This is a genomic window from Streptomyces lateritius (assembly GCF_014649715.1).
In the GTDB taxonomy this organism is placed as follows: Bacteria; Actinomycetota; Actinomycetes; order Streptomycetales; family Streptomycetaceae; genus Streptomyces; species Streptomyces lateritius.
The window spans coordinates 251138-255444 of sequence record NZ_BMTO01000011.1; the positions used below are offsets into that span (position 1 = coordinate 251138).

The 4307-nt window shown below is 68.7% G+C and carries 1 protein-coding gene; it reads left to right on the top strand.

All coding sequences use genetic code 11. The features are described 5' to 3' along the window. On the top strand, positions 1-4307 hold a 4307-nt coding region (locus tag IE136_RS23615; RefSeq protein ID WP_308432451.1), incomplete at both ends, for a LamG-like jellyroll fold domain-containing protein.

A 4307-nucleotide genomic window follows, 5' to 3' on the forward strand; every position in this document is an offset into this window, starting at 1 on the left:
TCCAAGGGCCTGACCGACGCCGATGTCTCCCAGCACTGGTCCGCGTACAAGGCGTCCTCCGGTGTCGCCCCGGTGCGGACCGTCAAGCTGACCAACCCCAGCGACAAGACGCTGACCTACGTGTACGACGCGGAGATGGGCAACCGCCTGCTCGCCGCGATCGACTCCGAGGGCAAGCGGACGACCTACGGCTACGACACGGGCGGCTTCCTGCACACCGTGACCGACGCCAACGGAAACCGCTCCATCACCGGCCACGACGTCCGAGGCAACGCGGTCTCCCAGACCACCTGCCAGGACACCGCGGCCAACAAGTGCTCGACCGCGTACTACACCTACTATCCGGACGCGACCACCGCGTTCCCGCCGATGGACCTGCGCAACGACCTGGTGCTCACCGAGCGCGACGGCCGTTCCTCGGGCCCCACGGACAACACCTACCTGACGAGCTACAGCTACGACACGGGCGGCAAGCTCCTCTCGGTGACGACCCCGCCGGTAGCGGGTCACCCGAGCGGTCGCACGGCCTCCACCACGTACACCACCGCCACCACGGTGGCGGCGGAGGGCGGTACCGCGACGGCGCCGGCCGGCCTGGTGGCGCAGGTGGTCACGGCCGGTGGCAAGAAGACGTCGTACACGTACTACGCCAACGGTGACCTCGCGGAGATCACCGACGCCAACGGCGCCAAGGTGAAGTACACGTACGACAACCTCGGTCGCCAGGTGTCGAAGACGGAGGTGAACGACGCCAACCCGGCGGGCATCACCACGTCGCAGACGTACGACAAGAACGACCAGGTCGTCACCGAAACCGCGCCGAAGGTCACCAACCGGGTCACCGGCGCGGTGCACCAGGCGAAGACGACGACCGCGTTCGACGCGGACGGCAACATCCTGTCCCAGACCGTCGCCGACCTCACGGGCGGGGACGCGGCGCGTACGACGTCGATGACGTACGACGCGCACAATCAGCTGGCGACCAGGACGGACCCGGGCGGCGACACCACGTCGTTCGAGTACGACGCCTACGGCAACAAGGTCAAGGAGACGGACCCCGCGGGGAACGTCAACACCTACACCTTCGACGCGGAGAAGCGGCCGCTCACCACCAGCCTGCTGAACCACATCGGCGACCCGAACAACCCGTCGGCACCCACCACTCTGGTGCAGGAGTCGCGGGCGTACGACCCGGCCGGCCGGCTCGCGTCCATCACGGACTCGATGGGCTATGTCACGGCGTACACCTACACCGACGACGGCCTGGCCGCGACCGTGGTCCGCAAGGACCCGCAGACGGGCAAGTCCTTCACGGAGCAGGCGAACACCTACGACGCCGCCGGCAACCTGATCAAGCAGGTGACCAACGACGGCCGGACCACCAGCGCCTTCACGGTGGACGCTGCCGACCGCACCACGACGTCGGTCCTCGACCCGGCCGGGCTCGCCCGGACGACGAAGGTCTCCTACGACCCGGACGACAACGTGGTCTCGACGACGCAGTCGGACCCGAAGACGGGTGATGTCTCCACGACGGACAACCGGTACGACCACCTGGGCAACGTCACGGGAACCACGGTCCACGACGGGACGACGGCTCCGGTGGCCCGGTACAAGCTCGACGAGGCCAGTGGCACGACCGCCGGCGACTCCTCAGGCGGCAACAGCAAGGCCACGCTGACCAGCGGAGTCACGCGCTCGACCGAGCGCGGCGGTTCCGCCGTCTTCGGCGGCACATCGAGCTCGTACGGAACCACCACCGGCCCGGTGGTGAACACCAGCGGCAGCTTCTCCGTCGGGACGTGGGTGCGGCTGGACGACACCACCGTGAACCACTCCATGCTGGCGCAGGACGGGGTGTACGGAAGCGTCTTCCAGCTGTACTACTCCACGGCACTGGGATGGACCTTCAACCGGCCGCTCAAGGAGGAGGCCGGAGCAGGTCTCGTCCGCGCCTCCTCGGGCACGGCGGCGGTGACGGCGGGAGCCTGGACCCACCTCCTCGGCGTCTATGACGCGGAGGCCGCCCAGATCCGCCTGTACGTCAACGGCACGCTGGCCCAGGAGACCGCATACAGCACCCCCTCGGAAGGCACCGGCCCGCTGCAGATCGGCCGCCGCAAGGGCGGCACGACCTACGGCGAGTACCACAAGGGCGCCCTGGACGACATCCAGGTGTACGCGCAGGCGCTCACCGGCTCACAGGCTGCCGCCGTCCACGGGGGCACACTTCCGGCAGCGGGCAGCTCCGTCCGGTCCACCACCTGGAAGCTGGACCAGCGCGGTCTGCCACTGTCGATGACCAACGCCAACGGCGCTGTCACCGACTACGGCTACGACGAGGCCGGCCAGCAGACCAGCGTCACCGAGCCGACCATCAACGCGGAGCAGAACGGCGGGACCCCGGTCTCCGTCCGCCCCGTGTCGATGACGGGCTACAACACCTTCGGCGAGCCGACCGAGTCGTCCGACCCGCTGGGCAACGTGACGGTGACGGCGTACGACGCCGAGGGCCAGGAGTCCTCGACGACCTCGCCGAACTACACCGCTCCGGGTGGCACGACGGCGATCCAGGCCACGGCCTGGAACGAGTACAACAGGCTTGGCCAGGTCACGGCCGAGGTCGACCCCCTGGGCGGCCGCACCACCTACACGTACACGCAGCTCGGCGACCTGGCCTCGGTCACAGAGCCCGGCGGCGGTACGACGAAGTACACCTACACCACCAACGGCGACCAGCTCTCGGCCACCCGGCCGAACGGCGCCCGGCAGGAGAGCACCTGGGACTACCTGGGCCGCCCACTGACCAGCACGGACATCGTGCGCCAGCCGACCCAGCGCGCCTTCACGGCGATCAACGAGTACAACGCTCCGGGCGGCGAGCTGTCCCGGACCGTGTCGCCGACCGGCGTCACGAGGGCCTACGCGTACAACGCCGTGGGCGAGGTCACCGAGGTGACGAACGCCAGCGGCGGCAAGTCCACGTTCACGTACGACATGGACGGCCAGGTCCTCACGTCGACGGACCCGGACGGCACCAGCACCAAGAACACGTACGACGGGTTCGGACAGCTGACGTCGATCCAGGACCTGGACGCGTCGGGGGCGGTGCTGCGCACCAGCAGCTCCACCTACGACCGAGCCGGCAATCCGGTGTCGCTGACCGACTACCTGGGTCACACCAGCACCTTCACGACGGATGCAACGGGTCAGGTCATCAAGGCGGTCCAGCCCGTCTCGGCGACCGAGTCGATCACCACGACCTTCGGCTATGACGCGGCCGGCCACCGGACGCGCTTCACCGACGGGCGGGGCAACCCCTTCCTCACGACGTACAACGCGTGGGGGCTGCCGGAGTCGACGATCGAACCGTCGACTCCGACGCACCCGAACCTCGCGGACCGCACGTTCACCACGGTGTACGACGCGGCGGGACGTCCGACGGAGACGCGCTCCCCGGGCGGTGTGGTCGTCAAGCAGGAGTACGACGCCAAGAGCCGTCTGATCCGGCAGACGGGTACGGGTGCGGAGGCCACCACGGTCGACCACACCTACGACTACGACGCCGACGACCGCATCACGGCCGTCGCGGGCGCCGGGGACGAGAAGAACACCTTCTCCTACGACGACCGCGGTCTGCTGCTCTCGACGTCGGGCCCCTCGGGCGCGTCGTCCTTTGTCTACAACGGCGACGGCGCGATGACCACGAGGACCGACGCGTCGGGCACGTCGACGTACGGCTACGACACGGCGGGCCGGCTCAAGACGGTCAACGACGGCGCCACCGGCACCGCGCTGACCTACGGCTATGACGTCAACAACCACGTCACGTCGATCGACTACGGCACCGGCAAGGCCAAGCGGGCATTCGCCTACGACGCCCTGCAGCGGATCGTCAGCGACAAGCTGACCTCCCCCACCGGAAAGGAACTCGCGTCGATCACCTACGGGTGGGACGCGAACGGCAACGAGACGTCGAAGACGACCACGGGTCTCGCGGGCTCCTCGACGAACACGTACACGTACGACTGGGCCAACCGCCTGTCTTCCTGGAACAACGGGACGGCGACGGAGGTCTACGGCTACGACGCGTCCGGCAACCGGACCCGCGTGGGCGGTGACACGTACACGTACGACGCCCGCAACCGGCTCACGTCGGACGGACACAACACGTACGCGTACACCGCGCGCGGCACGATGAGCGCGGTCACGGACGAGGGCGGCAGGACGACCGCGGTCAAGGCCGACGCCTTCAACCGCGTGATCCAGGAGGGCGACCGTACGTACACGTACGACGGCCTCGACCG